We start from the raw sequence: 26,026 nt of genomic DNA, 5'->3' as shown, positions 1-26,026 counted from the left end.
CTTTGCCGGGTGCTCCTCACGATCTCGACGACCTTGCGGCCCGCCACGGACCTCGGCTTCCTCCTGCACAAGCACCCCGAACGGGTGCAGGAGTTCGAGCAGTCGTTCGGCACCGCGCGGGTCTTCTACCCCGAGGCGGGCGAGGACCGGTGCACCGCGGCGCTGCTGCTGGAGGTCGACCCCGTGCGGCTGGCCCGCTCCCGGGGCTCGTCCTCGCCCGACTTCTCCCTCGGGCAGTACGTCAACGACCGGCCGTACGCCGCGTCCTCCCTGCTGGCGTCGGCGCTCGCCGACGTGTTCCGTACGGCCCGGACCGGGCGGTGCGCCTCCCGGCAGGACCTCGCGGACGGGCCGATTCCGCTGGAGATCGGCCTGCCCGCGCTGCCGTGCCGGGGAGGGGCCGATCTCGCGCACCGGCTGTTCGGGCCGCTGGGCTGGGAGGTCGGCGCCGAGGCCGTGCCGCTGGACCCCGGCTTCCCCGAATGGGGCGAGTCCCGGTACGTACGGCTCGCGCTGCGCGGGAACGTGCGCCTGGCCGACGCGCTCAACCACCTGTACGTCCTGCTCCCCGTGCTGGACGACGCCAAGCACTACTGGCTGGCGAGCGACGAGGTCGACAAGCTCGTCCGCGCGGGAGAGGGCTGGCTGGCCGACCATCCGGACAAGGGGCTGATCACCCGCCGCTACCTCGGCCGCCGATGGGCGCTCACCCGCACCGCCTTCGCCCGTCTCGCCGAGCTCGGCGACGACGTGGAGGAGAGCCTGGACCCGCCGGTCGAGGAGGAGCCGGGTGCCGAGGCCCCCGGCTTCGCCGCGCCGGTCGAAGGAGCCGGGCCGGCGGAGTCCGGCGTCACCGAGTCCGGCGTCACCGAACCCGGCGTCACCCAGTCCGGCGTCACCGACTCCGGCGTCACCGAGTCCGGTGTTGCCGAGCCCGGCCACACGTGCGACGCCACCCCGGGCCCGGACGACGAGCCCGTCCCCGGCGACGGGTCCGGTGAGGAGCGGGTGCCGCTGAACACGCTGCGGCGAGAGGCCGTCGTGGCGGTGCTCGAGGAGGTCGGCGCCCGCACCGTGCTCGACCTCGGCTGCGGCTCGGGGCAGCTGCTGTCGGCGCTGCTCGCCAGGCCGGTCTTCGCCAAGGTGGCCGGCATGGACGTGTCGGCCCGCGCGCTCGCGCTGGCCAAGCGCCGCCTGCGCGCCGACCGGATGCCGGACGCCAAGCGGGCCAGGCTGGAGCTGTTCCAGGGCTCGCTGACCTACACCGACGCGCGCCTGGCCGGGTACGACGCCGCGGTGCTGATGGAGGTCGTCGAGCACGTGGACCCGCCGCGGCTGCCCGCGCTCGAACGCGTGGTCTTCGGCACGGCGCGGCCCCCACACGTGATCGTCACCACGCCCAACGTGGAGCACAACGTCAGGTACGAGCTGCTCGCGGGGGCGCGCCGCCACCCCGACCACCGGTTCGAGTGGAGCCGGGCGGAGTTCGCCCGGTGGGTGGCGGGCGTGTGTGAGACGTACGGCTACGCGGCCGATCTGCGGCCGGTCGGCGAGGACGACCCCGAGGTGGGCCCGCCCACGCAGATGGCGGTCTTCAGCAGGAGGGAGGAGCGGCCGTGACCGAGATCAGCGTGCCGGAGCTGTCGCTGGTGGTGCTGGTGGGCATCTCCGGGAGCGGCAAGTCGACGTTCGCGGCCCGGCACTTCGCGCCCACCCAGGTCGTCTCGTCCGACTTCTGCCGGGGCCTGGTCGCCGACGACGAGAACGACCAGACGGCCACGCCCGAGGCGTTCGACCTGCTCCACCACATCGTGGGCATCCGCCTGCGGCGGGGCCTGCTCACGGTCGTCGACGCGACCAACGTGCAGTGGGAGGCCCGCAAGAAGCTCATCGAGCTGGCCAGATCGCACGACGTGCTGGCCGACGCGATCGTGCTCGACGTGCCGGAGGAGGTGGCGCGCGCCCGCAACGCCTCCCGCCCCGACCGGGCCTTCGGCCCCCACGTGATCGCCCGGCAGCGCAAGGAGCTGCGCCGGTCGCTCGGCAAGATCGCCAAGGACGGCTTCCGCCGGGTCCACGTCCTGCGCGGCGACGAGATCGACGACGTCGCCATCACGTACGAGAAGGCGTGGACGGACAGGACCCACCTCACCGGGCCGTTCGACATCATCGGCGACGTTCACGGCTGCCGGTCCGAGTTGGAGTCGCTGCTGGTGAAGCTCGGCTGGGAGGTCGGGCCGGACGGCGCCGTCCACCCCGAGGGGCGTACGGCGGTCTTCGTCGGCGACCTGGTCGACCGCGGCCCGGACACGCCGGGCGTGCTGCGGCTGGTCATGGGCATGGTCGCGGCCGGGACCGCGCTGTGCGTCTGCGGCAACCACGAGCAGAAGCTGGTCCGGGCCCTCGACGGCCGCAAGGTGCGGGTCGCCCACGGCCTGGAGCGGTCGCTGGAGCAGCTCGCGGCCGAGCCGGAGGAGTTCCGCACCGCCGCCAGGACGTTCATGGACGGTCTCATCAGCCACTACCGTCTCGACGGCGGCAGGCTGGTGGTCGCGCACGCCGGGCTCAAGGAGGCCTACCACGGGCGGGCCTCCGGGCGGGTGCGCTCGTTCGCCCTGTACGGCGACACGACCGGGGAGACCGACGAGTACGGCCTGCCGGTGCGCTACCCCTGGGCGAACGACTACCGGGGGCGGGCCATGGTCGTCTACGGCCACACCCCGGTGCCCGAGCCGGAGTGGGTCAACAACACGATCTGCCTCGACACCGGCGTGGTCTTCGGCGGGCGGCTGACCGCCCTGCGCTACCCCGAGCGTGAGCTCGTCTCGGTCCCGGCCGAGAAGGTCTGGTACGAGCCGGTACGGCCGCTGGCCGCGGCCACCCCCGCCCGTGACCCCGGTGTGCTGGACATCGGCGACGTGGACGGCACCCGCTTCGTGGAGACGCGGTTCGGCGGCCGGATCAGGATCGCGGAGGAGAACTCCCGCGCCGCGCTGGAGATCATGAGCCGGTTCGCCGTGGACCCCCGCTGGCTGGTCTACCTGCCGCCGACGATGGCCCCGCCGGAGACCTCCGCGCTGGAGGGCTACCTGGAGCACCCGGCCGAGGCGTTCGACGAGTTCGCCCAGGCGGGGGTGACCCGGGTGGTGTGCGAGGAGAAGCACATGGGCTCGCGGGCGATCGCCGTGCTGGCGCGGACGCCGGAGGCCGCGGCCCGCCGCTTCGGCGTCGCCGACGGCACGACGGGCAGCGTTTACACCCGCACAGGACGGCCCTTCTTCGACGAGCACATGCCGGAGCTGGTGGACCGGCTGCGCGAGGCGGCCGCGCCGCTGTGGGAGGCGCTGGAGACCGACTGGGTGGTGCTCGACTGCGAGCTGCTGCCGTGGTCGGCCAAGGCCGAGGGGCTGATCCGCGACCAGTACGCCTCGGTGGGGGCGGCCGCCCGGGCGGCGCTGCCCGAGGCGGTCGCGGCGCTGGAGATGGCGGCGGGACGTGGCCTGGATGTAGGCGCTCTGCTCGACCGCACCCGCCGCCGTGCCCACAACGCTGCCCGGTTCCGCGACGCCTATGCCCGCTACTGCTGGCCGGTCTCGGGTCTCGACGGCGTACGGCTCGCGCCGTTCCAGGTCCTCGCCTGCGAGGGCAGGGCGACGGCGGTGGAGGAGCCGCACGAGTGGCACCTGAGGACGCTGGGCCTGATGGACTCGCCGCTCGTCACGCCGACCCGCCACGTCTTCGTCTCTCTCGACTCGCCGGAGGAGCGGGAGGCGGCGGTCGTGTGGTGGACGGCGCTGACCGAGGCCGGGGGCGAGGGCATGGTGGTCAAGCCGGCCGCCCATCATGAGGGACGCGTGCAGCCGGGCGTGAAGGTGCGCGGCCGTGAGTATCTGCGGATCATCTACGGCCCCGACTACACCGAGTCGCTCGACCTGCTGCGGCGCAGGTTCACCGGAAGGAAGCGCTCGCTCGCACTGCGGGAGCACGCGCTCGGCCTGGAGGCGCTCGCCCGGCTGGCGGAGGGCGAGCCGCTGTGGCGGATCCACGAGGCGGTCTTCGCCGTCCTCGCGCTGGAGTCCGAACCGGTCGACCCCCGCCTGTGACCGGAAGGCCCCCGGGCACGGCCGCCCGCCCGTGAGGCGGGAGCCGCACCCGGGGGCCGTACCCGGTCGTACTCAGGTGCTCGGGGGGCCGGGCTCAGAAGGCGGGGCTCAGCGGGACTCGGCCGCGGCGGGCGCGTCCGCTCCGGCGGCCGGCTCGGCCAGGTCCACGCTGTCGCGCAGCCGCACCTGCGGCAGGAACAGCACGGCGAGGATGCCGACGACCGCGATGCAGGCCGAGATCAGGAAGATGTGGCCGGTGGCGTCGCCGTAGGCGGCGCGCACGATGGTGCGGATCGGCTCGGGCAGCGCCCCCATGTTGAGGCTGCCGCTGCCACCGCTCTGGGACGCGGGCACCCGGATGCCGGCCTTGGTCAGGCCGGTGGCGATGTTCTCGGTGACCTGGTTGGCCAGCACCGCGCCCAGGACCGAGACGCCGATCGTGCCGCCCAGCGAGCGGAAGAAGGTGATGGCGCCGCTTGCCGCGCCCAGCTCGCGCAGCGGGACGGTGTTCTGCACGGCCAGGACGAGGTTCTGCATGGACATGCCGACGCCCGCGCCGACCACCAGCATCCCGGCGCCGACGATGACCAGCGAGGTGTCGTGGTCGATGGTGGACAGGGCCAGGAAGCCGAGCGTGAGCACGATCGAGCCGACGAGGATGTACGGCTTGACCCGCCCGCTGCGGGACACCATCCGACCCGAGATCGTGGACGACACGAGGACGCCGAGCATCATCGGGATCGTGAGCAGGCCCGACTCGGTGGGGGAGTAGCCGCGGCCGATCTGGAAGTACTGGCCGAGGAAGACCGCGCCGCCGAACATGGCCATGCCGACAGCCAGGCTGGCGAGGATCGCGAGGGCCGGGGTGCGCCGCCGGACGACGTGCAGCGGGACGACCGGCTCGCGGACCACGGACTCCACCCAGACGGCGATGCCCAGCAGCACGACCGAGGCGCCGACCATGGCGAAGGTCTGCCAGGAGATCCAGTCGAAGGAGTTGCGGACGAAGGTGATCCAGATGAGCAGGATGCTCACGCCGGCGGCGATGAGGAGCGCGCCGGGGTAGTCCACCGACGTGCCAGGACGGCGGACCGAGGCGATGTCGAGCGTACGGTGCAGGACGATCAGCGCGATCGCGGTGAACGGGATCGGCAGGAAGAAGCACCACCGCCAGCCCAGCCAGGACGTGTCGGTGATCAGACCGCCCAGCAGCGGCCCGCCGACCGTGGCCACGGCCATGACCGCGCCGAGGTAGCCGTTGTACTTGCCCCGCTCCTTCGGGCTGATCATGGCGGCGATGATCACCTGTACCAGGATCTGCAGCGCGCCCATGCCCAGGCCCTGGACCGCGCGGAAGGCGATCAGCATCGGCGTGTTCTGGGCGAAACCGCAGGCCAGCGAGGCGACCAGGAAGATGCCGATGGCGATCTCGAGCAGCAGCTTCTTGCTGAACAGGTCGGCCAGCTTGCCCCAGATGGGGGTCGAGGCGGTCGTGGTGAGCAGGGCCGCGGTGACCACCCAGGTGTACTGCGACTGGGTGCCGTTCAGGGCGCCGATGATCTGCGGCAGCGCCACCGACACGATCGTGCTGCTGATCATCGCGAGGAACAGGACGAGGAGCAGGCCGCTCAGCGCTTCGAGTACCTGCCGGTGGCTCTTGGCCCCCGTCTCCGGCAGCGTGGGTGCGCTCACGCGCAGCCTCCAATGCGAGTTCGAAGGGGATTACCATCCAACGATACATGCCCAGTGGGCAACTTTGCTCGGTGGGCAATGTTTTAGCGACTAAGCTGAGCCCACCATGGAGACGACGGCGGGATTGCGCGAGCGTAAGAAGGCAGAGACGCGGCAGGCCATCCACAAGGCCACGCTGCGGCTCGCCGTGGAACGCGGGCTCGACCAGGTCACGGTCGACGACATCGTGGAGGCCGCCAACATCTCGCGCCGGACCTTCTCCAACTACTTCGGCAGCAAGGAGGAGGCCCTCCTCTACGGCGAGGAGCAGCGCGTCCGGTCTCTGGTCCGGGCGGTCCGCGAACGGCCGGCGGGGGAGTCGGGCTGGCAGGCGTTACGCGGCGCCGTGCGCGAGACGCTGGAGGACGTGGGCGAGCCCGACCGGGAGTGGGCGGTGCGCACCTCGCTGACCAAGCGCCACCCGTCCCTGCTCGCCCGGCAGCTCGCCAACCACGCCGCACTGGAGCGGGAACTGGTCCAGGCGATCTCCGACCGCGACGGAGCGGGAGATCCCGCCGCCGACCTGAGGTCCCGGATCGTCGCCGCCGCCTTCCTCGTCGCGTTGCGCATCGCGGCGCACGTCTGGATCGAGGAGCAGGAGGCCCGCCCGCTCTCGCAGATCATGGAGCAGGCCCTCGACGAGGTGGCGGGGCCCTTCCGCTGAGGACGCCGCCCCGCAGGACGCGGTCGGCCATCGCCGGTGAGAGCGCGCACGGGCCCGATGCCCGCGATGTGCGCCGGTCCGTTCTCGCGAAATAATGATCACAACGGGTTTCGTTCCTGGAGCGGGATGTGACTGGCCTGGTTCGCCAATTGCTGGGGGCTAGTCATATCCGTCTGAAACGCTCAGGATGGAAGTCATGCCAGGTCGATTATCACTATGGGTGGGCGGGCTTCTCATCGTTGCCGTCGTAGCGGGAACCGCGGTCTACCTCTCGGCGCTCGGTCTCGACGAGGCGGACAAGATGGCGAGCGTCATCGGAGCGCTGGCGGCGATAGCGGGAATAGGACTGACGCTGCACGGAATGCTTCAAGCGCGTCGCGCGGCCCCTGATTCGACGATAAGATCACCCGGCGTGCAGAACGTGATCAGCGGAGGGTCTCAGCACGGCTCCGTCCTTCAAGCTCGGGACATCCGCGGAACGGTGCGCTTCGGCGCTTCCGGCGGTTCGACACCGGAGAGCCGCGAGAGCGACCTCTGACTGCCCGGTTGGTTTGTCGGCCGTTCCGTCAAACCGGAGAACACGGCGAAGCCGTACTGCATAGAGCATGCTCAATCGGGCGACGGTGAGGGAGCCATTCAGCGTGTCGGACGGCCTGCGTGTGGTCCTGATTTCTTTTGGTGTGAGCGGTTTCCGGCTTCTGTACGAAACATGTGTTGCGGCCGGACACACACCTATCGCATTTGTGCACGCCCGATCGGTGCGCCAGCGAAGTACCACCAGCAACCGATCCGCGGAGACCATCGCTGATATCGGTAGAGCATTGCCGGCAGGCATGGATCTCCTGCTTCCGGGTACGGCAGGCGGGCTGGCGAAGGCGTTGGCCGGGTATCGGGCGGACATCATCGTCGTGTACGGCTTTCCCTGGAAACTTCCGAGGGCGGCTCTGCGGGCCACGCGCCTCGGTGCCATCAACGTGCACACCTCGATGCTGCCTCGCTATCGAGGGCCTATACCGGTTCACTGGGCGGTTCGCAACGGAGACCCGGAGACCGGAGTCACCATCCACTGGATGGACGAGGAGTTCGACCGCGGGAACATCCTCGTGCGCAAAGGCGGTATCCGCATCGAAGACGACCTGGTCACTGAACGGTTGTGGCGTGACTTGGACAGGGTCATAGCAGAGCTGCTCCCTGCCGCCATCGAGGCGGCCGCAGCTGGTGCCGAGGGTGAGCCCCAGGACGAGGCCGATGCGAGCTACGCCGGCTGGATGGAGCCGGACTTCATGTTCGTGGATTGGAGCCGCGGTGCACGCGAGATCCACAACCAGGTGCGCGCCTTCCGGTTCGGGCTGTTCGGGCAGCGCGGGCCGTTCGCCCAGATTGACGGTAACTGGATGACACTGCTGCGCACCGCCCTTGCGCCGGCAAACGGATCGAAAATGACCTGCGGTGATGGATCGATCTGGATTACCGAGATGGCGCCTGCCGTCCCTCCTGACCGTTGACGAAATTTCCCTGAACATAACCGAATTTCGGTTTACGCATCTGCGAAGGAGAGCACCGATGGCTCGTGCATGGGAGGCGGACCCGTCGGCGACGATGGTCCGGCGGCTCGGCAAATCGGCAGCCGAACTGGGCTGCACCGGGAATGACGATGGTTGTCCCGACATATGGGAGCTCGACAACGGAGATATTGCGGTGATCGGAAGAGATCTAACGAGTTCCTATGCATCACGCCTGCCCGAGAGCGTGGTCATCGCCGAGGACGAAAAACTCGTTATCATTCCCCGGGTCATGCTCATCGCGGCCAAGGCGGACTTACCTGATGCGTGATCTTCTCAAGACATTCCCTGGCGAAAGACTTACCCGGCGCGCCTACCAAGATGACTTCGGTGAGCATTTCTGGGCGATACGAGAGCATGACTTCTGGAAGCTGGAGCGGCGACAGGCGTTCGAAGAGCCGGAGGACGCGAGCTGGACGGCGTATTCGGCCGGCGACTGGAAGAGGTCAATCCGGCTGCTGGACGAGCGACGAGACGCCATCCAGGACTACTACCGGCGCATTGACACAGCCGGCTTCCGGACCCGGCGCGTACGAGTCGTAGAAGAACCGGTAACTCCCTATCTACGTTGGGAGTTGCAACTTCTTCGCATGCGGCACCAATACGGCGGTCTCGTGCGCATAGTCGGTGCGAACGAGGTGCGGCCGCTGGAGACGGCGAATCCACTGCCTGAACTGGTCGTCCTGGGCGACGACGTCATGTACGAGGTGCTCTATGACGAGCACGGCGTTCTCGCAGGCGGTGTGCGGTATACGGACCGTTCGCTGGTCAGCCGGTGCAGGGCGCTGATCGAGAGCCTGTACCGGGTAGGTGAAGACATAACGGACTACTTCGCCCGCAACCGGGCCGCGCTCCAGCTCTCCCATTCCGGTGCCTGACGCCCGACGTCAGGTTCCGGGATGCCGCCGTTCTTCAAGGTCTCGGGGGATCAGAGGGAAGGGAAACGTTGGGGTCCAGGAGACCGGAAGGCAGTGGCGACCGGCACGACGGGAGTACGCATTCGGAGCTGTCAGGCACCGCAGGCGATGTGGTGCAGGCACGGGACGTGCACGGTGGTGTGCATTTCCACGGGCCGGTGTCCGCGCCCGCGCACGTCCCCCGGCAGTTGCCCGGTGACGTCCGAGGGTTCGTCAACCGGGTCAACGAGTTGGACAGGCTCCGGAGAGTCCTGATCCCCGACGGGGACCTGTTCCGGTCGAACGGCGTCTGCGTGATCGCCGGCACCGCCGGGGTCGGGAAGACCGCGCTTGCGCTGCACTGGGCGCATCAGATCCGGGAGCGCTTCCCTGACGGTCAGCTGTATGTGAACCTGCGCGGGTACGACCCTGGTCAGCCGGTCACCGCCAGCGAGGTTCTGGACCGGTTCCTGCGCGCTCTGGACGTCCCGGCGGCGGCGATCCCGCCGGATCTCGAAACCCGCTCGGCGATGTACCGTTCGTTGCTGGCGGGCCGGAGGATGCTGGTGGTGCTCGACAACGCGGCGAAGGCGGCTCAGGTCCGCCCGCTGCTGCCGGGTACGGACACCTGTCTGGTGATCGTGACCAGCAGGGACCGCCTGTCCGGGCTGATGGTGCGTGAGGGAGCGCACCGCGTCACCGTGGACACGCTGCACGAGTCGGAGGCGCTGGAGCTGATCCGCCGGGTGACCGCGGACTACCGGGGAGAGGACGACCCGCAGGAACTGGCCGAGCTCGCACGCCTGTGTGCCCGGCTTCCGCTGGCCCTGCGTATCGCGGCGGAGCGCGCCGCCAGCCGGCCCTGGATGCCGCTGCGTGAGCTGATCCAGGATTTGCGTGACGAGTCGGCCCTTTGGGACGCCCTCACCGCCGAGAGCGGTGACGAAGCCGACGCGGTGCGCACGGTCTTCGCCTGGTCCTACCGGGCCCTGCCCGAACCGGCCGCACGGGCGTTCCGGCTGCTGGGACTGCACCCGACCCCGGAGTTCGGGGTGCCCGTCGTCGCCGCGACCGTCGCGAGCACCCCGGGGCAGGCCCGGCAGATGCTCGACACGCTGGTGGGCGCTCACCTCATCGAGCAGATCGGCCCCGACCGCTACCAGTTCCACGACCTGATGCGCGCCTACGCGGTGGACCAGGCCATCGGTGAGGAGAGTGCGGAGAGTCTCCAGGAGGTTCTGCGGCGGGTGGTCACCTGGTACCTACGCACTGCCGCGCACGCCCAGGAGACGCTGGCCCCGCTTGACCGGCCGATCCGCCTGGGACAGCCGGATCCGTCCGTCGGCGCGCTGACCTTCCCCGGATACGCGGAGGCGCTGCACTGGTTCAACGCCGAGCTTTCGAACCTGGTCGCCGCGGTACGGGTGGCCGCGCAACAGGGGTTGGACGACCTCGCCTGGCAGATCGCGGCCGTCGCCCGCGGTTACTGTGCCCGGCACAACCCCTTCGAGGCGTGGTTCGGACTGGCCTCGATCGGGCTGGAGGCCGCCCGCCGCGCCGGTGACGCGTACGGCGAGGCGGAGGTGCTGGAAAGCCTCGGCAAGGCATACGTCCAGTCCCACCAGCTCGACAAGGGCGCCGAGCATCACCGCATGGCACTCGCGCTCAGAAGGGAGATCGGGGACGGCCTCGGGGAGGCCATGTCATTCAACGCCCTGGGGCTGGTCGGTCTCCGCCGTCGGCACCTGCGTCAGGCCCACGCCGACTTCGCACAGAGCCTCGACGCGCTCCGGGCGATTGACGAGCCCCGCTGGGAGTCGACCGTACTGGCGAACCTCGCCGAGACGAACTATGAAATGGGCCGCCTTGACGAGGCCGCGGACTTCGCCGGACGGGCGCTCGACGGTTTCCGTCAATTGGGGTATCCGGACGGGCAGGGGAACGCCCTGCGTCTTTTGTCGATGGCGCGACGCGACGCCGGACACCTCGATCAGGCCTCAGCTCACATAGAGGAAGCGCTGAGCATCGCGCGAGACCGAGCCAACCTGATGTGGGAGGGCTACTGGCTGCTCGAGCACGGCCGGGTGCAACTGGCCGCCGGACGCGTAGCCGACTCTCTGGTGTCGTTCCAGCGCGCGTCGAGCATCCAGCGGCGCCTGGGCGACCGCAGTAGGGAGGCGCGGGCCCTGGATGCCACAGGGGAGGCGTATCGAGCGCTCGGCCGGCCGGCGGAGGCGCTCGACTTCCATCGCCGTGCGGCGGCCGTCCACCGAGAGCTACACGATCAATGGCAGTTGGCGATCGCGCTGGCGAACATGATGACAGCGATCGCCCAGGCGGCAGCCGGTGACGACACGACGTCCCTCCGGCAGGAAGCGCTCGCCGCGCTGGCCGAGTTCGACGACGCCAGAGCGCGCGACCTGCGAGACCGGATCACGGCTGCCGGGAACGGCTGATGAGCGTCGCCGGTCAGCCGTTCGTGAACCAGACCACACGGCCCACCTCGCTCTCGTGCCAGACCAAGGCCGACGCCAGTTCTCGAACCAGCCACAGCCCCCGGCTCGCAGAGCCGCCGCTGCCCGGCCGAACGGCAGGGTGGGAGAGCGCCTACGATCGGCGCATGGCCCCCACCAAGGCCGACCTCGAGGCGGCCAGGAACGCGACGATCGAGGACGTGCTCGGCCCCCGGCTCGACGTGCTGTTCTGCGGGATCAACCCCAGCCTCTACTCGGCCGCGACCGGTCACCACTTCGCGCGGCCGGGCAACCGGTTCTGGCCCGCGCTGCACCTGTCCGGTCTCGTGCCGCGCAGGCTCGCGCCGTCAGAGCAGCACCTGCTCCCGTCGTACGGGCTGGGCATCACCAACATCGTGGCCCGGGCGACCGCCCGGGCCGACGAGCTGGCCCCGGAGGAGCTCCGCGAGGGCGGCGCGCGGCTCGCGCGGCTGGTGGCGGAGGTCCGCCCCCGCGTCCTGGCGATAGCGGGGGTGTCGGCCTACCGCGTCGCCTTCGCCCGCCCCGCCGCCCGGATCGGCCCGCAGGAGGAGACGGTCGGCGGGACGGCGCTGTGGGTGCTGCCCAACCCCAGCGGGCTGAACGCCCACTGGGGGCTGGAGGCCATCGCGGCCGAGATGGCCCGTCTGCGCTCGCCGCACGCCTGACGGGATCGACCGCGGCGGTCAGGGACGGCCCGCTCCGGGGTCTTCCGGGCCCGGACGCCGGTCCACCGGTGCCTCGTGCCCGGCCCGCACGCGTGCGGACAGGAAGCGGGCGGCCTCGTCGAGCGCCTCGTCGGCCTCGTCGAGATGGCCGAAGTGGTTCTGGAAGACGTGCGGCACCTGCGGCCAGACCCGCAGCGTGACCTCCACCTCGTCCGCGGCCGCGCGCCCGGCGAGCCGGACGGCGTCGTCCAGCAGGAGTTCGTTCGAGCCGGCCTGCACCAGGAGCGGCGGCAGGCCCCGCAGGTCGGCGAACACGGGGCTCGCCAGCGGCTGAGTGGGATCCTGGCCGGCCAGGTAGGGGGTGGCGAACGCCTGGATCGCCTCGCGGGTGAAGATCGGGTCGGCGTCCTTCTTCGTGCGCATGCTCTGGCCGCCGAGCGTCAGGTCGACCCACGGAGAGAAGACGACGGCGCCCGCCGGCTGCGGCAGGCCGGCGTCGCGGGCCGCCACCAGGGTGGCGACGGCCAGCCCGCCACCCGCGGAGTCGCCGGCGAGCACCAGTTCCTCCGGCCGCACGCCCTCGTCGAGCAGTGCCCGGTAGGCGGCGAGGCCGTCGTCCACCGCGGCGGGGAAAGGATGCTCGGGGGCCAGCCGGTAGTCCAGGGACGTCGCCCGCAGCCGGGCGCGGCGCGCCAGCCGGGCGGTGACTCCCGCGTGCGTGCCGGGCGACCCCAGGACGTAGCCGCCACCGTGGAAGTGGAGCAGCCGCCCGCGGCCGGTGGCGGTGGCCGGGGTCAGGTCGAGCGCGGGACGGCCGCCGAGCACCGTCTCGTGCACCGCGACGTCGTCGGGCAGGGGCCGGGAGAGGGCGCGGGCGAATCCGGCGCGCTGCTCCGCCAGAGTCGGGTTCGGGGGGACGGGGGCGTTACGGTGCAGGGCGTCGACGGCCTCGCGCTGCAGGCGGGTCATCCGGACCTCCATGGTGTCGGGGGTGAGAAGATGCATTCCGTGGAATGCACCTCTGATCCTCAACCTGTTTCCATGGAAGATGATTCCTTGGAATCTATCGAGGCGGCGGCTGTGACGGACATCACTCGCCTGTTCACCGACCTCGTCCGTGTCGAGACCCGGCTGTACAACACGGTGAGCGACCGGCTGCGCGCCGAGCACGGCATCGGCCTGGGTCAGTTCGAGTTCCTGGAAATCATCGGCGGCCGCCCCGGGTGCCGGGTGCTCGACATCGTGCGGGAGGTGGGGATCACCGTCGGAGCCGTCAGCAAGGCCGTCGACCGGCTCGAGAACGCGGGCTTGTGCGTGCGTGCGGCGCATCCGGAGGACCGGCGGTCCTCCGTGCTCAGCCTCACGCCCGAGGGTTCCCGTCTCCTGGCCGCGGCACGCCCGACCGTTGAGGACGAGCTGGCCGCCCGCACCGCCGCCGTCCCGGCCGCCGAGCTCGCCCGGACCGCCGTGACGCTCGCCACCCTGCGCGCGGTGCTGGAGGAGCACGGACGGGACAGGGCCTGAGCCCTGTCCCGCCGGGTGGGGGCGCCTCAGGGGTGGCCGGGGCGGGACAGGATCCGCCGGGCGACCGGAGGCGGCAGTTGCGCGACCTCGCGGTCGTGGAAGGCCACCATGTCCTCGGCGTCGGCGTACAGCTCGGCGACGGCCCGGGCGCAGCCCTCGATGACCCGGGTGTCGGTGATCCGCCGCCCGCCGACATGGGCGCCGATCTCGTCGTAGAGGACCTCGTACATCAGGTCCCTGTCGAGGATCAGCAGCTCGGGCAGCGGCGCCTGGCTCTCCAGGTGCCGTACGGACCGGGCGTGCAGCGCCCGTGCCCGCTCGCCCGCCCGCGTGCGCGCCGCGAGCAGGACGATCTCCCACTGCAGGTACGGCGTCGGCGGCATCTCGACGATCCGCAGCCGGCGCAGTTCCGCCCGGGGCGGCAGGTCGTCGGCGAAGCGCATCTCGTCCATCAGCGCGAGCGACCGGTCCCAGTCTCCGCTCATCATGGCGACCCAGCTCGGGGTGTCGGGTTCGTGGAAGTGCTGGGCGCGTTCCAGCTTCCATACCACGCCCTCGATCCGGCGCAGGTGGTCGTAGAGCTCGGTCCGGTACTCCGCCGCGGGAAGCACCTCTCCCGCGGCCTGTCTGACGTGCTCGAACGCTTCTCCGGGCATGGAGCCTCCTTCGGCCGAAGCCGAATCGCTGGTCGGAGCGCGCACGGCTCCGGCCCGGATCTGGAAACGTGGCGCGCGTGGGTCTTCCGCGGACGTCTGGTGGGTGTCAGTTCCCCGTCGAGTTGCTGCACACGGCCGTCTCCGCCGCGTCCAGCAGCCTGATCCTGATCTGCCTCGTCCCCGCCGTTCCTTCGGTCTCCTGCACCACCTCGGGATCTGGCTCGGCCGGCTTCATCTCACCCTCCGTTCGTCGGCGTGGCCGCAAACTCTCCCCCGAGGGCGACATGTCGATAGTTGGCCGCTCTTGATCTCCGGTCAAGGCCCAATTCCCCGGCCGCCCGGTCAACCGCGTACGGCGGCCGGGCGGGTGCGAGGAACCCCGCCGCTCAGCGGTGTCCCGCGCCGTACCGCCGCACGCGGTGACGGTGCCGGACCAGGCCCACGACCGCCGAGACCAGCCAGGCGACGAACAGCAGCCTGAGGACGACGAACAGCGGCCAGGCCACCCCCGAGGCGAGCGCGACGGTCAGGATCACCACGGCGGCGATCGCGACCAGCGGCAGCCCGCCCCTCATCGGACGCATCGCGGCCCTGTGCCCGGCCATGCGTGCGGCGGGGTGGTGCCCCCAGGCCGGACCGTGGGGGTGCCAGTGGCGCCGGGCCCAGGGCGGCCCGGGGAGGTGGCCCAACGCGGCGGCCCCCGCCCAGGGCCCGCCGTACGGCCCGGGGCGCGTGCCCGCGGGGGAGCCCGGGAAACCGGGCACGCCGACGGGCGGGAACCCCGGGCGCCACGGGCCCCCGGCCCGCGCGTGACCGGCCCAACGGCCGCCGTTCGCCGCATCGTGCGAGGCGTCGCCCGTCCAGGCGTCGCCCGGCCACGCGCCGGGCAGGTCGGCGGTCACCCGCCGCAGGTCCTCGGCCGTGCGCGCCGAGAGCGTCGCGTCGAGGCGCTCGTCGAGTTCCTCGCGGGTGATGCGGCCCTGCGCGAACGCGTCGTGCAGGAGCCGTGTCACCTCGTCGCGCTCCCGGTCGCCGATCCGCAGCCCGCCGGTCCGCAGCCCGCCGCTCGGCGGTCCGCCGTGATGCGGGGCATCGCCCTGGGAGCCGTGGCCCGGAGACCCGCCGCGCGGGGAGTCGCCACGCGGGGAGTCGCCACGCGGGGAGTCGCCCGTCAGCCGGCCGCCGTCCGACGCGGAGCGGCCCGGAGCCCCGGTGCTCGGCGCGTCGCCGCCACGGGAGGGGTGTGCGCCGCCTCCGGCGGCGGGCTCGCCGGGGGAGACCTCGTCGGGGGAGACCATCGTCACTCCTCCGCGGGGTCGCCGTCGGCGAGGATCTGGTACAGCTTCCTGCGGGTCTCCGCCAGCACCTGCTTGGCCTGCCTGACCTGCCCCTCGGTGCCCGAGTGGGCGAGCTGGAACAGTGCGGACGCCGCCTGCCTGGACAGGTCGAACAGCTCGTGGACGTCGTTCCCGATGTCCGGCGTCATCTCCTCCCAGGGAGCCCGGACCTCGTCCCCGTGCTCCGCGACGTAGGCGCGCCCGGCCTCGGTGAGCTGGAACGTCTTGCGTCCGTCGGTCTCCTCCGCGCGCACCAGACCCTCGTCGGTGAGCTGCTGCAGCGCCGGGTAGACCGCGCCCGGGCTGGGCTTCCAGCCGCCCTGGCTGCGCTCGGCGATCTCCTGGATGATCTGGTAGCCGTTGCGCGGCTCCTCGGCGAGCAGGGCGAGGATCGCCGCCCGTACGTCACCGCGCTTGGCCTTCCTGGGCCGTCCGAACCCCCGGGGGCCGAACGGGAAGTTGCCGCCCGCCCACGGCGGGCCGAACGGGCCGCCGGGCCCGAAGCCGCCCCATGGGCCGCGCCCCCGCATGCCGCCCCGGTGCCGGTGCTCGTGAGGGCCGCCGCCCTCGTGATGTTCCTGCTGCCACATGGCCGCCCCCTTCATGAACGTCTCCCGCAACGCGCGCCGCATGTGACGGCGCATCTCGTGCCTGAACTCGTGCCCGAACTCGTGACTGTGTCCGAACTCCGGGCGGGCCCAGGGCCCGCCGACCGCGTGTGCCGAACTCATCGCAGTGCCCCCTTCTGGTTCACGATTCGTTCTCGATGGCTCAACGATATATCGCGATTGTTCTGCCGACAATCCTCGGGTAAGAGTGACATAGCTCACGAGGGAGTTTTTCGATTAGGGGGAACAGGGCCCGAGACCGTAGCGTTATCTCTCACGAAGACGGGATCGTTCTGCTCTGAGAGGGCTGGGGGGTGCTCTTGGAGCGGGACGATCCCGTCTTTGTCGTTCCGGCCCCCGTTGCGGTGCGGTGCGGTGGGGTGGGGGTGCGACACGCGCCCGGCGGGTGGGTGCTTCGCGGAATTTGTCGGTGCTTTGCCGTACGCTCTCGAAGCGTGATCTTGTCATGATGGGGCACTCGCACGCCCTCAGCGGGGCCGCGGTGTGGCTGGCGGTCGCGCCGGCCCTGGTGGCGCTGCCGGAGGCGGTGGGACATCCGGAGCTGGCGACGTTGACGGGGCCGATCCTGACCCCGCCCGAGCTCGTCGCGGGCGCCGTGGTGTGCGCGGGCGCGGCCATGCTGCCCGATCTCGACCACCCCAGTGCCACGATCGCCCAGACGTTCGGACCGGTGACCTGGCTGCTCAGCAAGGGCGTGAACTTCGTCAGCGGCGGGCACCGGCACGCCACCCACTCGCTGCTGTTCAGCGTCCTGATGGGAGTGGGCGCGCACCTGCTCGGCGATCGCTACGCCATCGGCAGAGACATCCTGGTCGTGCTGATGATCGGCCTGGCGATCCGCGCCGTGGGCATCGGCGTGCCCGGCAAGACGCTCACCTCCGCCGTCGTGAACATCGGGCTCACCGCGGGGCTGTTCCTCACCTTCATGTCGCTGGGCGTCACCTACTCCTGGCTGGGGCTGGCCATCGGGGTCGGCTGCCTGGTGCACGTGATCGGCGACTGCCTGACCGAGCGCGGCTGTCCCGTCTTATGGCCGATCAAGGGCCGCTGGCTCCTGCCGTGGGACATCGGCATCAAGACCGGCAAGGCGTTCGAGAAGCAGTTCCTCGGCCCCGCCCTGTCGATCGTGGTGATCGCGCTGTTCTGCCTGCGGCTGATGCCCGCCTGAGCGGGGACGCGCCCGAAGCATCCGTAGGAACTTCCCGAAAGCCGAAAAATCCGGCTGTTTGCCGACGTCGATGCTATGGCCGTCGGCCTACCCGCTAGTAACTTGATGTCGAGATATCTTGAGGGATATCTTGACGTCGAGACATCCGCCGAGCCGCACAGGTTAGGGCAACCTAATTGTCAGGAGTGTCCCGTGCGTGCGGGAGGATGCACACGAAACCTGTGACAAGCCCGGAACCCTGGGGAGGCGAACTTCGTGTCCGCGAACAGCTTCGGCAGCCGTGACACGCTGCGCGTCGGTGACGCGTCATACGAGATCTACCGGCTGGACGCCGTCGAGGGGTCGGCGCGCCTCCCGTACAGCCTCAAGATCCTGCTGGAGAACCTGCTCCGCACCGAGGACGGCGCGAACATCACCGCCGACCACATTCGCGCCATCGCGGGCTGGGACCCGAACGCCCAGCCGAGCGTGGAGATCCAGTTCACCCCCGCCCGCGTGATCATGCAGGACTTCACCGGCGTGCCCTGCGTCGTCGACCTCGCCACCATGCGCGAGGCCGTACGCGACCTGGGCGGCGACCCGGCGAAGATCAACCCGCTCGCGCCGGCGGAGATGGTCATCGACCACTCGGTCATCGTCGACTTCTTCGGTCATCCCGACTCCTTCCAGCGCAACGTCGAGCGGGAGTACGAGCGCAACCGCGAGCGCTACCAGTTCCTGCGCTGGGGCCAGACGGCGTTCGACGAGTTCAAGGTCGTCCCGCCGGGCACCGGCATCGTCCACCAGGTCAACATCGAGCACCTGGCCCGCGTGGTCATGACCCGCGACGGCAAGGCCTACCCGGACACCTGCGTGGGCACCGACTCCCACACCACGATGGAGAACGGCATCGGCGTCCTCGGCTGGGGCGTCGGCGGCATCGAGGCCGAGGCCGCGATGCTCGGCCAGCCGATCTCGATGCTGATCCCGCGGGTGGTCGGCTTCAAGCTGACCGGCAAGCTGCCGGCCGGCGCCACCGCGACCGACCTCGTGCTCACGATCACCGAGATGCTGCGCAAGCACGGCGTGGTCGGCAAGTTCGTGGAGTTCTACGGCGAGGGCGTCTCCAGCGTGCCGCTGGCCAACCGCGCCACGATCGGCAACATGAGCCCCGAGTTCGGCTCCACCTGCGCCATCTTCCCGATCGACGGCCAGACCGTCGACTACCTCAAGCTCACCGGCCGCTCCCCGGAGCAGGTCGCGCTGGTCGAGGCGTACGCCAAGGAGCAGGGCCTCTGGCTCGACCCCTCGGCGCCCGAGCCCGTCTTCAGCGAGTACATCGAGCTCGACCTGTCGACCGTCGTCCCGTCGATCGCCGGGCCCAAGCGCCCGCAGGACCGCATCCCGCTGGCGGACGCCAAGTCGGCCTGGCGCGCGGCGGTCCGCACGTACGTCACCGACGAGTGCATCGAGGGCCCCGCCGACGAGGCGTCGGCCGAGTCGTTCCCGGCGTCGGACTCTCCGGCGATCTCCCACAGTGGAGCGGGCGACGTGCCGCACACCGTGCGGCGCAACGGCGAGCGGCCGCACCGGCCGACCCCGGTCACGCTCTCGGACGGCACCTCGTTCGAGATCGACCACGGTGTCGTCACGATCGCCGCGATCACGTCCTGCACGAACACCTCCAACCCGTACGTCATGCTCGGCGCGGCCCTGCTGGCGAAGAACGCGGTGGACAAGGGGCTGTCGCGCAAGCCGTGGGTGAAGACCTCGCTCGCCCCGGGCAGCCAGGTCGTCACCGGCTACTTCGAGCGGTCCGGCCTCCAGCCGTACCTGGACAAGCTGGGCTTCAACCTCGTCGGCTACGGCTGCACCACCTGCATCGGCAACTCCGGCCCGCTGGAGCCGGAGATCTCCGCCGCGGTCCAGGAGAACGACCTCGCGGTCACCGCCGTGCTGTCGGGCAACCGCAACTTCGAGGGCCGGATCAACCCCGACGTCAAGATGAACTACCTGGCCTCGCCGCCGCTCGTGGTGGCGTATGCGCTGGCCGGGACCATGGACGTCGACCTGAACAACGAGCCGCTCGGCGTCGGCTCCGACGGGCAGCCGGTCTTCCTCAAGGACATCTGGCCCGCGCCCGAGGAGGTCGCGGCCGTCGTGTCGGAGTCGATCAGCCAGGACATGTTCCAGCGCGACTACGCGGACGTCTTCAAGGGCGACGAGCACTGGCAGTCGCTGCCGATCCCGACGGGCGACACCTTCGAGTGGGACCCGGAGTCGACGTACGTCCGCAAGGCGCCGTACTTCGACGGCATGCCCGCCAAGCCCGAGCCGGTGACGGACATCCGGAGCGCCCGGGTCCTGGCCAAGCTGGGTGACTCGGTCACCACCGACCACATCTCGCCCGCGGGCTCGATCAAGGCCGACACCCCGGCGGGCCGCTACCTGCGCGAGCACGGCGTCGAGGTCAGGGACTTCAACTCGTACGGCTCCCGCCGGGGCAACCACGAGGTGATGATCCGCGGCACCTTCGCCAACATCCGGCTGCGCAACCTGCTGCTCGACGGCGTGGAGGGCGGCTACACCCGCGACTTCACCAAGGGCGGGGAGCAGGCGTTCATCTACGACGCGTCGCAGAACTACCAGGCCGCCGGCATCCCGCTGGTCGTCCTGGCCGGCAAGGAGTACGGCTCGGGGTCGTCGCGTGACTGGGCGGCCAAGGGCACCGCGCTGCTCGGCGTGCGCGCCGTCATCGCCGAGTCGTACGAGCGCATCCACCGGTCGAACCTGATCGGCATGGGCGTGCTGCCGCTGCAGTTCCCGGAGGGTGAGAGCGCCGAGTCGCTGGGCCTGACCGGCGAGGAGACCTTCGACATCGTCGGGGTCGAGGAGCTGAACACCGGCTCGACCCCCGCCACCGTCACCGTGCGGGCCGGGGACGTCGAGTTCCAGGCCGTCGTGCGCATCGACACCCCCGGCGAGGCGGACTACTACCGTCACGGCGGCATCATGCAGTACGTCCTGCGCTCCCTGCTCGCCAAGAGCTGAGGGGCTCGCCAGGAGCTGAACCGAATCCTTATCGGACATGACGCTCTCCTGGACGGGATCTCAGTCCCGTCCAGGAGGGCGCCGCCGTCCTACAACATGTCGACGACCCAGTCGGCGATCTCCGACAGTATGTCGGGCGGAACGACTCCGATTCTTGTGCCGAATCGTTCAGGTGAGAGCGCGCGCAGTTGTTCGACCATCGCCCAGCTCGTCTTCGGCAGACCCGTTTCCTCGGGCGCTATCTCGATGTGCGTGTCCCAGCCGCGGAATCGTGTCGTCAACGGGACGGCAAGCACGGGGTCCCGTACGAGCCTGTTGAAGATGTCGTTGCTGACGACGACGGCAGGCCGGCCGTACCCTTGCTCGCGGCCGATCGGCTCGCCGAGGTCGGCCCACCATATGTCGCCTTGCCTAACCCTCATCCCTCTCCTTGCACTCGCCGGGGAGATCCTCGGGCAGATCGATCAGACCTTCCCACTCGGGGGCGATGCGATTTGACGGAGGGCCCAGCCACAGGTCGCGCTCCGCGACGTACTCCGCCCAGCCTTCCGGGTCTTCTCTTCGCGTCCGCTCCATCTGCTCCGCGACACGCTGCCAGCGGAGCTTCTTCCTGTGCTCCCTCACCGCGTCCTCGACCAAAGCGGTCATGCTCTTGCCTTCCTGCTCCGAGAGTTGCGCTATCAGGTCTCTGATCTCGACGCTGACCCGGATCGTCGTGTGGCGTTGCTCGCTCCCCATACCGCGAGGCTACGATCCTGTCTACAAAAAGCGCTACGGCGATGTCGCCACGTGGGAGTCTACGAAGGCTCTGATTACTCTCGCAACATATTTCGATTACTGACGGTGATTGTCCGAGTTCCTGGGCCCTGGATAACCGGTTGCCGGGCGGTATGGGGGCGCCGCTAGGGTCCGCGCATGGATCACGACGTGGCGCTGCTGCTCATCGGGGGAGTGGCGGTCTTCATCGGGGCGGTCGTGCAGGGCGGGGTGGGGTTCGGGCTGGGCCTGGTGGCCGCACCCCTGATCACGCTGCTCGATCCGGCGGTGATGCCCGGTGCGGTCCAGGTCGTCAACATGGCGATGCCGCTGTTCACCCTGGCCCGGGAGTGGCGCAGGGCCGAGTGGCGGGGGGCGGGGTGGGCCCTGCTGGGCCGGCTGCCGGGCAGCGCGATCGGCGCTCTCGTGGTCGTCTACGTGAGCACGGCGACGCTCGGCGTGCTGGTCGGCGTGATGGTGCTGGTCGCCGTCGTGTTGACCGCCCGCGCCGTCGCCGTGCCGCGCAACGGCGCGACGCTGACGGCCGCCGGGTTCCTCTCGGGGATCACCGGCACGGCCACCGGGATCGGCGGCCCGCCGATCGCCCTGGTCTACCAGAGCGCCCGCGGCCCGCAGATCCGGGCGACGCTCGCGATGTTCTTCTGCCTGAGCGCCGCGCAGTCGCTCGTCATCCTCGCCGTCCTCGGCAGGCTCCCGGGGCGCGCCCTGGCCGCGGGGGCGGTGCTGGTGCCCTTCGTCCTGCTCGGCTTCGCGGCCTCGGGGCCGCTGCGCCGCTACCTCGACGGCGGGCGGGTCCGTACGGCCGTCCTGACGGTGGCCGCCGTCTCCGCCTGCGCGCTGCTCGGGCAGAGCCTCGCCCGCTGAGCGTGGCGAACTCCTTCAGGCGGGCGCCTCCCGCGAACTCGGGCACCCGGGGCAGCGCCACGCGCTCGCCCGGCGCGATCTCCAGCGACAGGCCGGGCACGACCTCACGGCCGCCGGCACGGCAGCGCGGCGACTGGCAGGACGGGACGGGCTGGGGCATCACCGGCCTCCGCATCCCCGGCCCCGCCGCCGTACACGGGGGGCGTCCCCGCCGACAGTAGGAGGCCGGGGGTCACGAAGATGTCACCATCGACCGTCGAGCCAGGCGGGACGGAACGCCTCCCGATGTTGATCGTGCGTTTCTTCATTGTTACCGCGGACAACAAACGTTACCGTCCTGTGTCTTTCACCACCTCGGCTTTGGGCTTACGTTGTCTCAAACAACATTCCCTGGAGCGGTGAACGCCGTGACCCGGCCCCTGCCGTACCGGGTGGCCAAGGTGCCTACAGCCCACAAGATCTGCCCAGACGGCGGGAAGGGGCACCGGCTCGGCCGCACCCCCTCATAGACCCCCAGCCAAAGAAAGGACCCACGCATCATGCGCAAGGGGATCCTCAGCATCGGCGCCGCGGCCGCGGCGCTCACCCTCGGTCTCACCGCCTGCGGGGGCGAGAGCGGTGACACCTCCGCGCAGTCCAGCGGCGCCCCCTCGGCCGCCGCCGGTGACGCCAAGCCCGGCAAGATCGGCGTCATCCTGCCGGACAGCAAGTCCTCCGCCCGGTGGGAGACCGCCGACCGCAAGTACCTCGAAGAGGCGTTCAAGACGGCGGGCGTGCAGTACGACATCCAGAACGCCCAGGGCGACAAGACCGCGTTCCAGACGATCGCGGACCAGATGATCACCAACGGCGCGACCGTCCTGATGATCGTCAACCTCGACAGCGGCACCGGCAAGGCCGTGCTGGACAAGGCCAAGTCGCAGGGCGTCGCGACGATCGACTACGACCGCCTCACGCTCGGCGGCAGCGCCTCCTACTACGTGTCGTTCGACAACACGGCGGTCGGCAAGCTGCAGGGCGAGGGCCTGGTCAAGTGCCTGACCGACAAGAAGGCCGACAAGCCGATCGTCGCCGAGCTGAACGGCTCGCCGACCGACAACAACGCCACGCTGTTCAAGCAGGGCTACGACGGCGTGCTCCAGCCAAAGTACGACTCCGGCGACTACAAGAAGGGCCCGGACCAGTCGGTTCCGGACTGGGACAACACCCAGGCCGGCACGATCTTCGAGCAGATGCTGACCCAGGAGCCGAAGATCGCCGGCGTCCTCGCCGCCAACGACGGCCTCGGCAACGCCGCCATCTCGGTGCTGAAGAAGCAGAAGCTGAACGGCAAGGTCCCGGTCACCGGCCAGGACGCCACCGTGCAGGGCCTGCAGAACATCCTCGCCGGCGACCAGTGCATGACGGTCTACAAGGCCATCAAGAAGGAGGCCGACGCCGCCGCGCAGCTCGCGGTCTCGCTGGCCAAGGGCGAGCAGCCGCAGGCGAGCGGCTCGGTCAAGGACACCGAGGGCAACCGTGACGTCCCCTCCGTGCTGCTGGAGCCCCAGGCCATCTTCTTCGACAACGTCAAGGACGTCGTGGCCGACGGCTTCGTGAGCAAGGACGAGCTGTGCACCGGCGACTTCGCCGACAAGTGCACCGAGGCCGGCATCAGCTAAGCACATCCATCCACCGGGTGCGTACGGCGACGCGGACCCCCTGAGCGGGTGACGTGCTGAGCCGCGACGAGCACCGTGCGGGGCGCCCCGTCCCGAAAGGACCAGGGCGCCCCGCACCGCCCGGAGCGACGAGAGGCGGCCCGGAGAACGGCGCCGTACCGGCCCCATCGATCTACGGAGTAGCCCATCGTGTCCCAGGGACCGATCCTGGAACTGCGCGGCATCAACAAGAGCTTCGGCCCCGTGCAGGTCCTTCACGACGTCGCCTTCTCGGCCTATCCGGGCGAGGTGACAGCACTCGTCGGCGACAACGGCGCCGGCAAGTCGACGCTGGTCAAGTGCATCGGCGGCATCCACCCGATCGACTCGGGCGAGTACTTCTTCGAGGGCGAGCGGGTCCACGTGAGCGGGCCCAGGGACGCGGCGGCGCTCGGCGTCGAGATCGTCTACCAGGACCTCGCCCTCTGCGACAACCTCGACATCGTCCAGAACATGTTCCTGGGCCGCGAGCGCCGCAGCGGTCTGGTCCTCGACGAGGACACGATGGAGGAGATGGCGGCCAAGACCCTGGCCGGGTTGTCGGTCCGCACCGTCAAGTCGCTGCGCCAGCACGTCTCCAGCCTGTCCGGCGGTCAGCGGCAGACCGTGGCGATCGCCAAGGCCGTGCTGTGGAACAGCAAGGTCGTCATCCTCGACGAGCCGACCGCCGCCCTCGGCGTCGCGCAGACCGCGCAGGTGCTGGAACTGGTCCGCCGCCTGGCCGACAAGGGCCTCGCGGTGGTGCTCATCTCCCACAACATGAACGACGTCTTCGCCGTGTCCGACCGGATCGCGGCGCTGTATCTGGGCCGGATGGCGGCCCAGGTCAAGGCATCCGAAGTGACCCACGCGCAGATCGTGGAACTGATCACCTCCGGGCGCAGCGGGGAGCTCGGGCTCAAGAACGGCAACGGAGCGGCATCATGACAACCGAAACGCTCCCCAAGCAGGAGAACGCCGAGTCCGCGCTCGGCGTGCACGTCAAGGGCTACATCGAGCGCGTCAAGGGCGGCGAGCTGGGGGCGCTGCCCGCGGTCTTCGGCCTCGTCATCCTCTGCGTGGTCTTCTCGGTCCTGCGCCCTGCGTTCCTGTCGGCGGTCAACTTCGCCAACCTGTTCACCCAGGGGGCGGCGGTCGCCGTCATCGCCATGGGCCTGATCTTCGTGCTCCTCCTCGGCGAGATCGACCTGTCCGCGGGCTTCGCGAGCGGCGTCTGCGCGGCGGTGCTCGCCGTGCTGCTGACCCTGCAGGGCTGGCCCTGGTATCTCGCGGTCCTGGCCGCGATGGTCACCGGCGCGGTCATCGGCCTGGTCCTCGGATCCCTGGTGGCCAAGCTCGGCATCCCCTCCTTCGTGGTCACGCTGGCGGCGTTCCTGGCCTTCCAGGGCGTCGTGCTGCTGCTGGTGAAGGACGGCACCAACATCTCGATCCGCGACGAGACGATCCTCGCGATCGCGAACAGGAACGTCCCGCCGGCCGTCGGCTGGGCGGCGCTGGTCGTGGGCGTCGCGGCGTACGCCGCCATCCAGTTCCTGCAGGCGCGCCGCCGCGCGGGCCGCGGTTTGGTCGCCACCCCGATCGCGGTCATCGCCGCCCGGGTCGTGACGCTCGCCGTGGTCGCCGGGTTCGCGGTGTACGTGCTCAACCTGGAGCGCAGCCGCAACGCGGCGATCGTGTCGCTCAAGGGCGTGCCGATCGTCGTCCCGCTGATCGTGATCCTGCTGATCGTCTGGACCTTCGTGCTGCGGCGCACGGCGTACGGCCGGCACATCTACGCCGTCGGCGGCAACGCCGAGGCCGCCCGCCGGGCCGGCATCAACGTTGACCGCATCCGCATCTCCGCCTTCGTCATCTGCTCCTTCATGGCGTCGATCGGCGGCATCATCGCGGCGTCGCGGGCCAACTCGGTCGACCCCAACACCGGCGGCAGCAACGTGCTGCTGTTCGCGGTGGGCGCGGCCGTCATCGGCGGCACCAGCCTCTTCGGCGGCAAGGGCCGGGCGCTCGACGCGCTGCTCGGCGGTGCGGTGGTCGCGGTCATCGAGAACGGCATGGGCCTCATGGGCTACAGCGCCGGCGTCAAGTTCGTCGTGACCGGCTCGGTGCTCCTGCTCGCCGCGGGCGTGGACGCGCTGTCGCGGAAGCGCGCGGCGGCGACCGGCAGAAGATGACGTGATCGGGACCGATAAGGTGATCTCCGACCCCTGACCTGCTCAGGTTCCCCC

Annotated in this window: 24 protein-coding genes; 16 read left to right on the top strand and 8 right to left on the bottom strand. The window is 70.3% G+C overall.

All coding sequences use genetic code 11. The annotated features are described in order from the left end of the window. The first annotated feature begins 9 nt into the window (after positions 1 to 9). The gene (locus ABZ857_RS38190; protein ID WP_357053745.1) at positions 10 to 1,620 is read left to right on the top strand and encodes a 3' terminal RNA ribose 2'-O-methyltransferase Hen1; all 1,611 of its coding nucleotides are present in this window, start codon (positions 10 to 12) and stop codon (positions 1,618 to 1,620) included. Beyond that, a complete protein-coding gene (locus ABZ857_RS38185) occupies positions 1,617 to 4,103 on the top strand; it encodes a polynucleotide kinase-phosphatase (RefSeq protein ID WP_357053742.1) in 2,487 nt (828 codons plus the stop codon). Before ABZ857_RS38190 ends, ABZ857_RS38185 begins: the two co-directional genes overlap by 4 nt. Before the next feature lie 108 nt (positions 4,104 to 4,211). On the opposite strand, the gene ABZ857_RS38180 is transcribed toward ABZ857_RS38185, so the two are convergent. Further along, positions 4,212 to 5,702: an MDR family MFS transporter gene (locus ABZ857_RS38180; RefSeq protein ID WP_357053790.1), complete on the bottom strand. Its 1,491-nt coding sequence runs from the start codon at positions 5,700 to 5,702 to the stop codon at positions 4,212 to 4,214. Positions 5,703 to 5,901: 199 nt separating this feature from the next. Here ABZ857_RS38180 and ABZ857_RS38175 point away from each other — a divergent pair, with 199 nt between their 5' ends. The 7 genes from ABZ857_RS38175 to mug all read left to right on the top strand — a co-directional run bounded on the left by ABZ857_RS38175 (position 5,902) and on the right by mug (position 12,116). After that, complete coding sequence (locus tag ABZ857_RS38175; protein ID WP_357053740.1) at positions 5,902 to 6,498, top strand: TetR/AcrR family transcriptional regulator; 597 nt, start codon at positions 5,902 to 5,904, stop codon at positions 6,496 to 6,498. A gap of 220 nt (positions 6,499 to 6,718) precedes the next feature. Continuing rightward, positions 6,719 to 7,036 carry a hypothetical protein gene (locus ABZ857_RS38170; protein WP_357053737.1) on the top strand — a complete coding sequence of 106 codons (318 nt, stop codon included), beginning with the start codon at positions 6,719 to 6,721 and terminating at the stop codon, positions 7,034 to 7,036. Between the two features lie 103 nt (positions 7,037 to 7,139). After that, positions 7,140 to 8,003: a formyltransferase family protein gene (locus ABZ857_RS38165; protein ID WP_357053734.1), complete on the top strand. Its 864-nt coding sequence runs from the start codon at positions 7,140 to 7,142 to the stop codon at positions 8,001 to 8,003. 58 nt (positions 8,004 to 8,061) lie between these two features. Beyond that, positions 8,062 to 8,331 carry a hypothetical protein gene (locus tag ABZ857_RS38160; protein ID WP_357053731.1) on the top strand — a complete coding sequence of 90 codons (270 nt, stop codon included), beginning with the start codon at positions 8,062 to 8,064 and terminating at the stop codon, positions 8,329 to 8,331. Next, positions 8,324 to 8,938: a DUF6879 family protein gene (locus tag ABZ857_RS38155; protein WP_357053728.1), complete on the top strand. Its 615-nt coding sequence runs from the start codon at positions 8,324 to 8,326 to the stop codon at positions 8,936 to 8,938. Before ABZ857_RS38160 ends, ABZ857_RS38155 begins: the two co-directional genes overlap by 8 nt. A 152-nt stretch (positions 8,939 to 9,090) precedes the next feature. Then, positions 9,091 to 11,412 (top strand): tetratricopeptide repeat protein, encoded by a 2,322-nt coding sequence (locus ABZ857_RS38150; protein ID WP_357053725.1) that lies wholly within the window; start codon positions 9,091 to 9,093, stop codon positions 11,410 to 11,412. A 164-nt stretch (positions 11,413 to 11,576) separates the two neighbouring features. Then, positions 11,577 to 12,116: a G/U mismatch-specific DNA glycosylase gene (gene mug / locus ABZ857_RS38145; protein WP_357053722.1), complete on the top strand. Its 540-nt coding sequence runs from the start codon at positions 11,577 to 11,579 to the stop codon at positions 12,114 to 12,116. A gap of 18 nt (positions 12,117 to 12,134) precedes the next feature. Here the strand turns inward: mug and ABZ857_RS38140 are convergent, their stop codons facing one another. After that, the gene (locus ABZ857_RS38140) at positions 12,135 to 13,121 is read right to left on the bottom strand and encodes an alpha/beta hydrolase (protein WP_357053719.1); all 987 of its coding nucleotides are present in this window, start codon (positions 13,119 to 13,121) and stop codon (positions 12,135 to 12,137) included. A gap of 75 nt (positions 13,122 to 13,196) precedes the next feature. Here ABZ857_RS38140 and ABZ857_RS38135 point away from each other — a divergent pair, with 75 nt between their 5' ends. Beyond that, positions 13,197 to 13,640: a MarR family transcriptional regulator gene (locus ABZ857_RS38135; protein WP_357053716.1), complete on the top strand. Its 444-nt coding sequence runs from the start codon at positions 13,197 to 13,199 to the stop codon at positions 13,638 to 13,640. Between the two features lie 26 nt (positions 13,641 to 13,666). Here the strand turns inward: ABZ857_RS38135 and ABZ857_RS38130 are convergent, their stop codons facing one another. From ABZ857_RS38130 to ABZ857_RS38115, 4 genes are all read right to left on the bottom strand, one after another. Continuing rightward, on the bottom strand, positions 13,667 to 14,296 hold the full coding sequence (locus tag ABZ857_RS38130) for a DUF6879 family protein (RefSeq protein ID WP_357053713.1): 630 nt from the start codon (positions 14,294 to 14,296) through the stop codon (positions 13,667 to 13,669). A gap of 106 nt (positions 14,297 to 14,402) precedes the next feature. Then, on the bottom strand, positions 14,403 to 14,531 hold the full coding sequence (locus tag ABZ857_RS38125; RefSeq protein ID WP_357053710.1) for a hypothetical protein: 129 nt from the start codon (positions 14,529 to 14,531) through the stop codon (positions 14,403 to 14,405). Positions 14,532 to 14,682: 151 nt separating this feature from the next. Further along, on the bottom strand, positions 14,683 to 15,594 hold the full coding sequence (locus ABZ857_RS38120) for a DUF1707 domain-containing protein (RefSeq protein WP_357053707.1): 912 nt from the start codon (positions 15,592 to 15,594) through the stop codon (positions 14,683 to 14,685). Positions 15,595 to 15,596: 2 nt separating this feature from the next. After that, positions 15,597 to 16,364, bottom strand: a complete 768-nt coding sequence (locus ABZ857_RS38115) for a PadR family transcriptional regulator (protein ID WP_357053704.1) — start codon at positions 16,362 to 16,364, stop codon at positions 15,597 to 15,599. Between the two features lie 346 nt (positions 16,365 to 16,710). Here ABZ857_RS38115 and ABZ857_RS38110 point away from each other — a divergent pair, with 346 nt between their 5' ends. Then, positions 16,711 to 17,430: a metal-dependent hydrolase gene (locus tag ABZ857_RS38110; RefSeq protein ID WP_357053701.1), complete on the top strand. Its 720-nt coding sequence runs from the start codon at positions 16,711 to 16,713 to the stop codon at positions 17,428 to 17,430. A gap of 255 nt (positions 17,431 to 17,685) precedes the next feature. After that, a complete protein-coding gene (locus ABZ857_RS38105; protein WP_357053698.1) occupies positions 17,686 to 20,460 on the top strand; it encodes an aconitate hydratase in 2,775 nt (924 codons plus the stop codon). 89 nt (positions 20,461 to 20,549) lie between these two features. Here ABZ857_RS38105 and ABZ857_RS38100 read toward each other — a convergent pair whose 3' ends face one another. Both ABZ857_RS38100 and ABZ857_RS38095 read right to left on the bottom strand, forming a co-directional pair. Next, a complete protein-coding gene (locus ABZ857_RS38100; protein WP_357053695.1) occupies positions 20,550 to 20,882 on the bottom strand; it encodes a type II toxin-antitoxin system PemK/MazF family toxin in 333 nt (110 codons plus the stop codon). Beyond that, complete coding sequence (locus ABZ857_RS38095) at positions 20,872 to 21,198, bottom strand: ribbon-helix-helix protein, CopG family (protein WP_357053692.1); 327 nt, start codon at positions 21,196 to 21,198, stop codon at positions 20,872 to 20,874. The genes ABZ857_RS38100 and ABZ857_RS38095 overlap by 11 nt, the downstream gene beginning before the upstream one ends. Before the next feature lie 177 nt (positions 21,199 to 21,375). On the opposite strand from ABZ857_RS38095, the gene ABZ857_RS38090 reads away from it, so the two are divergent. The 4 genes from ABZ857_RS38090 to ABZ857_RS38075 all read left to right on the top strand — a co-directional run bounded on the left by ABZ857_RS38090 (position 21,376) and on the right by ABZ857_RS38075 (position 25,972). Beyond that, positions 21,376 to 22,101: a sulfite exporter TauE/SafE family protein gene (locus tag ABZ857_RS38090; RefSeq protein WP_357053690.1), complete on the top strand. Its 726-nt coding sequence runs from the start codon at positions 21,376 to 21,378 to the stop codon at positions 22,099 to 22,101. Between the two features lie 539 nt (positions 22,102 to 22,640). After that, complete coding sequence (locus ABZ857_RS38085) at positions 22,641 to 23,762, top strand: substrate-binding domain-containing protein (protein ID WP_142559901.1); 1,122 nt, start codon at positions 22,641 to 22,643, stop codon at positions 23,760 to 23,762. 189 nt (positions 23,763 to 23,951) lie between these two features. Further along, on the top strand, positions 23,952 to 24,728 hold the full coding sequence (locus ABZ857_RS38080; RefSeq protein WP_079316459.1) for an ATP-binding cassette domain-containing protein: 777 nt from the start codon (positions 23,952 to 23,954) through the stop codon (positions 24,726 to 24,728). After that, on the top strand, positions 24,725 to 25,972 hold the full coding sequence (locus tag ABZ857_RS38075) for an ABC transporter permease (protein ID WP_357053686.1): 1,248 nt from the start codon (positions 24,725 to 24,727) through the stop codon (positions 25,970 to 25,972). The genes ABZ857_RS38080 and ABZ857_RS38075 overlap by 4 nt, the downstream gene beginning before the upstream one ends. The last annotated feature ends 54 nt before the right edge of the window (positions 25,973 to 26,026 follow it).

It is taken from the genome of Microbispora sp. NPDC046933, from assembly GCF_040644635.1.
Lineage (GTDB): Bacteria > Actinomycetota > Actinomycetes > Streptosporangiales > Streptosporangiaceae > Microbispora.
This window is presented reverse-complemented; position numbering and strand designations above follow the sequence as displayed.